The 748-nt window shown below is 39.8% G+C and carries 2 tRNA genes; one reads left to right on the top strand and one right to left on the bottom strand.

Annotated elements, in window-relative coordinates:
* Positions 1-173 precede the first annotated feature (173 nt).
* A tRNA-Leu gene (locus FC15_RS06295) sits at positions 174-257 on the bottom strand.
* Positions 258-470: 213 nt separating this feature from the next.
* Between FC15_RS06295 and FC15_RS06290 the strand changes: the two genes are divergently transcribed.
* Positions 471-541, top strand: a tRNA-Gly gene (locus tag FC15_RS06290).
* Positions 542-748 lie beyond the last annotated feature (207 nt).

Raw genomic sequence — 748 nt, 5'->3', positions numbered from 1 at the left:
TCTTTACATCAAAGGACGACCTAGCCGAACAAGATTCGGATAGGTCGTCTATTTTTATGGAAAAAGGATTTAGAAGTCCCTCCAGTTGCCAATGATGACAAAAACAGAGCTTCAAAAATGTTGATCAATCAACACCTTTGAAGCTCTCTAATCAGATTAACACGTCTTAAAAATGCCGCTGGCAGGAGTCGAACCTGTACACCCTTGCGGATACAGCGACCTGAACGCTGCGCGTCTGCCAATTCCGCCACAGCGGCAACAACATCTTTCATTTTATCAGATTTTGAAAAAATGCCAAGCCTTATCAACCAAAAAAATTAAAATTTGTTGTTAAAGAATGAGGTTACCGGCAGAAGTTACGTTCGTTACGCCTTTGTCTTGTGGATTTAATTCGCCAAAATGATAAAAAAGTGTTGCGATTTTGCGTGATTTTGCTACAATAAAAGAGTTGGATGTGTTTTTATCGAAATGCGGGTGTAGTTTAGTGGTAAAACGTTAGCTTCCCAAGCTGGAGTCGCGGGTCCGATTCCCGTCACCCGCTTCAGTGTAAACCTTGTTTAGGCAAGGTTTATTTTTTTATTCAAAATCTGACTGAATCTGAGTGTGCGAAATTGCGAGTACACAAGATCCAATGAAATAGCGTATAATAAACCTATTAGTTGCCTTAATTGTCGACCTTGTTACAGGAGGTATGGGAGTGTCAAGAAGTTTGTGTAAATAACAAGAAGACTTCTTCGTATCATTTTGT

Source organism: Lapidilactobacillus concavus DSM 17758, from assembly GCF_001435835.1.
GTDB classification, from domain to species: domain Bacteria; phylum Bacillota; class Bacilli; order Lactobacillales; family Lactobacillaceae; genus Lapidilactobacillus; species Lapidilactobacillus concavus.
This window is presented reverse-complemented; position numbering and strand designations above follow the sequence as displayed.